Source organism: Rhodococcus sp. NPDC056516 (genome assembly GCF_042794655.1).
Lineage (GTDB): Bacteria > Actinomycetota > Actinomycetes > Mycobacteriales > Mycobacteriaceae > Rhodococcus_F.
In genome coordinates, this window is sequence record NZ_JBHTTG010000017.1 from 1 (window position 1) to 6,496 (window position 6,496).

Sequence of the window (6,496 nt, forward strand, 5' to 3'; positions counted from 1 at the left end):
TCTCTTCCGGGGTTCATGGTGCCGTCGGTGGTGGTGGTGTTGGATGGGTTGCCGGTGACGGTGCATGGGAAGTTGGACCGTAAAGCCCTACCGGATATCGACTTTGATCCTCCTCCGCTTCACTATGTTGCACCGCGTACGCCCTTCGAGGAGACCGTTGCCATCGTTTTCGGCGAGTTACTGGGAATATCGAGGGTCGGTGTGCGCGATGATTTCTTTGCTCTCGGTGGTAACTCTCTCGGTGCGACGCGGTTGGTTGCACGGGTGAATTCGGTTCTCGGAGAACGGATCAGTATCCGCGACGTTTTCGACGCGTCCACCGTGGCAGCGCTGGCCGAGTTGGCGCAGTCACGCGGAGGGGACGCCGGTGGCGGCGTCGGAGTCAAGCCGCCGTTGAGACCGCGGGGTGCGACCACGGATATCCCGCTTTCACCTGCGCAGCTGAGGATGTGGTTTGCCAATCAGTTCGACCCTGATTCCGCCGCGTACAACATCGCGTGTGCGTTACGGCTGGACGGCAAATTGGATGTCAGCGCACTTCACGCGGCATTTGGCGACGTCGTCGACCGGCACGAGTCTCTACGCACAATTTTCCCGCTCACTGACGCCGGCCCACGTCAAGTGATCGTGTCTTCCTCACAGGTCCTATCAAACCTCGTACCGACAATTGTGCCGGGCGAGGAGGAACTGCGCGAGAGGTGCCGCAGCCTTGTCTCGGAGGGCTTCGATGTCGCACGGCAGGTCCCGTTGCGCGCATCTCTGTTACGTGGGGGTGATCAAGTCCCGACGCATGTCCTGGTGATCGTGGTACACCACATCGCCGCAGACGGCTTCTCCACGGCGCCGCTGGCTCGCGATCTCATGAGCGCCTACGCCTCCCGAGTGAAGGGAGAGGCGCCCGAGTGGGCGCCGCTGGCGATCCAGTACGCCGACTATGCGTTGTGGCAACGTGATTGGTTGGGCTCGGAATCCGACGAGCAGTCCGTGGTCTCGACACAACTCGGCTATTGGGTCGACAATCTTGCCGGCGCACCGGAGGTTCTCGACATTCCCACCGATCGACCGCGCGGTGATGTGCGCTCGCTTCGACGCGGGCGGGTTCGGTTCGTGGTGAATTCGGAGATTCATGCCGGTCTGATCGGCCTTGCCCGCCAGCACAACGCCACGATCTTCATGGTCGTGCACGCAGCCCTGGCCGTGATGTTGGCACGACTGAGTGATACCGCCGACGTCGCCGTCGGAACTCCGATCGCCGGGCGTGGGGAGCGAGAGCTCGACGAACTGGTGGGGATGTTCGTCAATACATTGGTCTTGCGCACTGCAGTAAACCGCGGGACGACTTTCGGGGAGTTCCTCGACCTGGTCCGAGGCATCGATCTGAGCGCCTTCACTCACGCCGACGTGCCGTTCGAACGAGTCGTCGAGAACGTGAATCCTTCACGTTCGACGGCATACTCGCCCCTGTTTCAAGTCATGCTGGAGTTCCAAGACATCGAGCGGCCCGGACTTGAACTCCCCAACCTGCAGGTGACCGACGTCGGCGTCGCGATCGACACCATCAACTTCGATCTGCAGTTGACGGTATCGCAGACCGTCGACGATACCGGCGAACCGGGCGGCATCCACGCTGAATTCGGATATGCCACAGATATTTTCGACGAGAGAACAGTAGGGTCCTTCGCCGGTCGCTTGCAGCGGATACTCGATAACGTGACCTCCGATCCGCACTCGCAGATCGGAGATATCGACATCCTCGACACCCGTGAGCACATCGAACTGGTTCCTGTTCGAGGTGAGGTTTCCGCCGCGGCACAGAGTTTATCGGCGTTGCTCACTGCAGCAACAGATATGGCAACCACCCACGATCCCGACGCCGTCGCACTGATATTCGAGAAGCATGAAGTGACCTACCGCGAACTCGACGCACAGTCGAACCGGTTGGCCCGCATGCTGATCGAATCCGGAGTGGGCCCCGAGTCGATGGTCGCGCTGTGCGTCCCACGTTCCGTCGAGTCCGTTCTGGCAGTGTGGTCCGTTGCCAAGACCGGTGCGGCATTCCTTCCCGTGGACCCGAGTCATCCTTCTGAACGTATCGAGTACATGTTGGGCGACTCCGGCGCAGCCTGGGGAATGACCATCAGGGCGCATCGCGGTGTGCTCGCCGACCGAGTGCCGTGGGTGGTTCTCGACGACGAGATAGTGGCGGAACGGTTGTCGACGTACTCGCCGTCGAGAATCACCGACGCGGATCGGACGACACGGATTCGAACCGGCAATCCGGCCTACGTGATCTACACGTCGGGATCTACAGGAACGCCCAAGGGTGTGACGGTCACGCATCGCGGGTTGAGCAACTTTGCTCGCGAGGAGCGCGAGACTTTTGCTGCCACGACTCGATCCAGAATCCTGCACTTCGCTTCGCCGAGTTTCGACGCCTCGGTTCTCGAACTCTTGTGGGCCGTTGGTGCCGGAGCCACCATGGTGGTCGTGCCTCCGACCGTCTACGGCGGGTCGGATCTGGCGGAGTTACTGGAGCGCGAGCGCGTCACTCATTGTTTTGTCACTCCGGCGGCTTTGGCGTCCGTCGATCCCGACGGCCTCACCACAGTCGGATGCGTCGTCACCGGCGGAGAGGCGTGTCCATCGGAATTGGTGACCCGCTGGGCGTCGGGCAGAAGAATGTTCAACGCCTACGGCCCGACCGAGGCGACGGTGGTGTCGAGTATCAGCGCAGCGCTGACGCCTGACGAAACGGTCACCATCGGTGCGCCAATTCGGGGATTTGCCGAGGTAGTGCTGGATTCGCGGCTTCGCCCGGTGCCGGTGGGTGTCGCCGGGGAGTTGTATCTTGCCGGGCAGGCTTTGGCACGCGGCTATCACCGGCGTTCCGCACTGACGTCCACGCAGTTTGTCGCTGATCCGTTCGGTCCGCCGGGAACCCGGATCTATCGCACGGGCGATCGGGTGCGCTGGACTACTGACGGACAGCTGGAGTACCTCGGGCGTACGGATTCCCAGGTGAAGATCCGTGGGTACCGCATCGAACTCGGGGAAGTCGAAGCGGCATTGCAGTCGCACCCGCGCGTGACCCAGGCGGTGACGGACGTCTGGAACGGAGACGGTAGCGATCGGTTGATCGGCTACGTGGTACCTGATCGGGGAGCGAGTATCGATACGCGTGGCGTCCTCGCGCATGCAGGCAAGCGGCTGCCGTCGTACATGGTGCCTGTGGCCGTGGTGATACTCGATGCGCTTCCACTGACGGTTCACGGAAAACTTGACCGCGCAGCGCTTCCCGCACCCGATTTTTCGTCCACCTCCTCTCCTGATCGGCCACCCCGAACGGAAACCGAGAATCTACTCGCCGGCCTGTTCGCGCAGGTGCTCAGCGTGGAAACAGTAGGAGTGCACGATTCGTTCTTCGAGCTCGGTGGCGACAGCATCATGTCCATCCAATTGGTGGCCCGGGCTCGCGATGCAGGTGTGACCTTCTCGCCTCGAGATGTGTTCGTCCACAAATCTGTTGCCGCGCTAGCCGAGTCGGCGAAATTCGAGCGCGACGGATCGGAAGTTCTCGCGGAGCTGCCCGGATCGGGCATCGGTACTGTTCCGTTGACGCCGGTGGCACAGTGGATGCTCGACCGCAGCGGCGGCTTGTTCGGCGGCGAACTGAGCCGGTTCTCCCAGGCGCTCTTGCTGACAGCTCCCGGTGATCTCACCCAGAACGTCCTTGTCCGTATCGTCCAGGCGCTGCTGGACCGGCACGACATGCTCCGAGCACGCCTGGTCGAGCGTGAGCGGGTCATGGAAGTTCCACCGCCCGGCTCGATCTCGGCTGAAGGACTGATCCGTCGTGTGAGGGTCGACGCGGTGGACGACGACGACTTCACCGCCTTGGTGTCGAGGGAACTCGAAGCCGCGGCCGAGCGCTTGGATCCTGCTTCCGCCGACGTGGTTCGCGTTGTCTGGTTCGACGTTGCTGACAATCCCGATGTGCCGAACAAGCGGGGCCGGCTACTGCTGGTGATTCATCACCTGGTTGTCGACGGCGTCTCCTGGCGCATTCTCGTCACAGACCTGGCGTCGATGACAGCGCAACTGCGGTCCGGTGTCACGCCCGAACTGCCACAGATCGGAACGTCGTTCCGGCGATGGGCGCATGGGCTTGTCGAGCACGTGGGCGACCGGAGCGTCGAACTGGACATGTGGAAAACGATCCTGGACGGCGATGACCCGGTGATCGGTTCGCGCCCACTCGATCCCACGATCGACGTCGACGACACGGTCGACACCGTCACAGTGGACATCTCGCCTTCGGCGACCAGGAACCTCCTCACCACGGTTCCTGCGGCATTCCACGCCGGCGTGATCGACGGGCTCCTCACGGCTGTTGTGCTGGCAGCAATCGGGTGGCGACGACGCCGGGGTATCGATGCCTCCGACGCGCTGATCAGTCTCGAAGGCCACGGACGTGAAGAAGATGCCGTTCCCGGCGTAGATCTCTCTCGCACCGTCGGTTGGTTCACCACGCTCTTCCCGGTGCGATTGGATCTTGGCGGGATCGATGTCGACGACGCACTGGCAGGTGGAGGCGAAGCGGGGCGCGCCGTCAAGGTCGTCAAGGAGCACGTGCGTGCGATCCCGGACCACGGAATCGGATACGGCATGCTGCGGTACCTGTCCGAAGACGCGGAGAACCTCAGCCGATACCGTTCTCCTCAAATCAGTTTCAATTATCTGGGTCGGGTGAGCACCTCCGACGGAGCGCAGGACTGGCTGCCGGTCGAAGGCAATCGAAAACTCGGTGGAACACAGAATCGTTCCATGCCGGTGGCGTCGGTGATCGACATCAACGCGGCCGTCGAGGACGGTCCCGACGGCCCGTGCTTGACAGCGTCGTTTGCATTTCCACGCGGGGTACTCGACGAGTCGGACGTCGCGGAGTTCGCGGACCTCTGGGGCCTCGCGCTCGATGGTCTGGCCGCTCATGCATCGCGACCCGGTGCGGGTGGTCTCACACCGTCGGACATCCCGCTGGTCTCGGTCGACCAGCAACAGATCGAAGGTTGGGAGGGGGATTACCCGGCATTGAACGATGTCTGGTCGGTGTCGCCTCTTCAGGCGGGGTTGATGTTCCATGCTTCACTGGCGGCAACGTCCACCGATGTCTACACAGCTCAACTGTGTGTCGAACTCGAAGGAGTGGTTGATTCCGAGCGTGTGCGCGGCGCTGCTGCCGGACTGTTGGTCGACCACCCGAATCTGCGGGCGGCGTTCGTCTACGACAGTAACGGTGTACCAGCCCAGTTGATCGTCGACGACGCGGAGATTCCATGGAGCGAAGTAGATCTCACCGAACAAGGATCGGCTACCGAAGCAGAGCTACGGCGGTGCCTCGACGAGGATCGCAGAGCCCCCTTCGACCTGGCCTCGCCGCCACTGCTGCGGCTGACGTTGCTGCGAACCACCGCGACGCGGTGCGTACTGGCGGTGACAAACCATCACATTGTTCTCGACGGTTGGTCGATGCCACTGTTGGTACGGGAACTGCTGATGCGATACGCCGCCGACGGTCTCCCGGTCGACAGAGTTCCGCCCGATCTTCCCGAGTCCCCGTCGTACCGCACCTATCTGGAGTGGTTGGCGGACCGCGATCCCGACACCTCGCTCGCGGTATGGGAAGACGCCATGCGGGGCGTCGAGGAGCCGACCCTGTTGGCAGATCCAGCACCGAACGTGGAGCAGGGCGTGCCCGAGGAAGTAATCGTCGATCTGCCTGAACCGGTAGTCGACGGACTCAGTGCACTGGTCCAGCGCAGCGGGATCACGATGAACACGGTGGTCCAAGCCGCGTGGGGTGTTCTGTTGTCCCGATTGCTGTCCCGCGAAGACGTAGTCTTCGGCGCCACGGTCTCGGGACGCACACCCGAACTACCTGGTGTGGAAAACATGGTGGGACTGCTGATCAACACGTTGCCCGTACGTGTGCAACTGGATCCGGACGAGACGTGGACCCAGTTGCTCGCTCGACTACAGGACGAGCAGGTATCACTGCTCGAGCATCACTATGTCGGGCTCGGCTCGATTCAGGCACGGGTGGGGATGGGCAACCTGTTCGACACGCTCTCGGTCTTCGAGTCTTATCCCGTCGACGCTTCGGGGATGGATGAGAACGCCGACATCGCCGGGATGCGAGTCACCACTGTGGACGCCCGCGATGCCACGCACTACCCGCTCACCCTGCTTTCGATCGCCGAGCCCGCTTTGCACCTGAGTCTGCGATACCAGCCTGCAGCCTTCGAACGCGCAGCGGTCGACACCTTCGCACAGCGTTTGGCGCGGATTCTCACCGCCATCGCAGAGGACGCGGACACAACGGTCGGCGAGGTCGACGTGTTTGTTGCGGGTGAGCGTGGGTTGGTGGTGGGTGGTTGGGATGGTGTGGGGGTGGTGGTGGGGGGTTTGACGTTGGTGGATGTGTTGGATGGTCGGTTTG

1 protein-coding gene is annotated in these 6,496 nt (G+C 62.4%); it reads left to right on the forward strand.

Annotated elements, in window-relative coordinates:
• Window positions 1–6,496: amino acid adenylation domain-containing protein (locus ACFQ6Y_RS30300; RefSeq protein ID WP_378640530.1), on the forward strand; the 6,496-nt coding region annotated here is incomplete at both ends.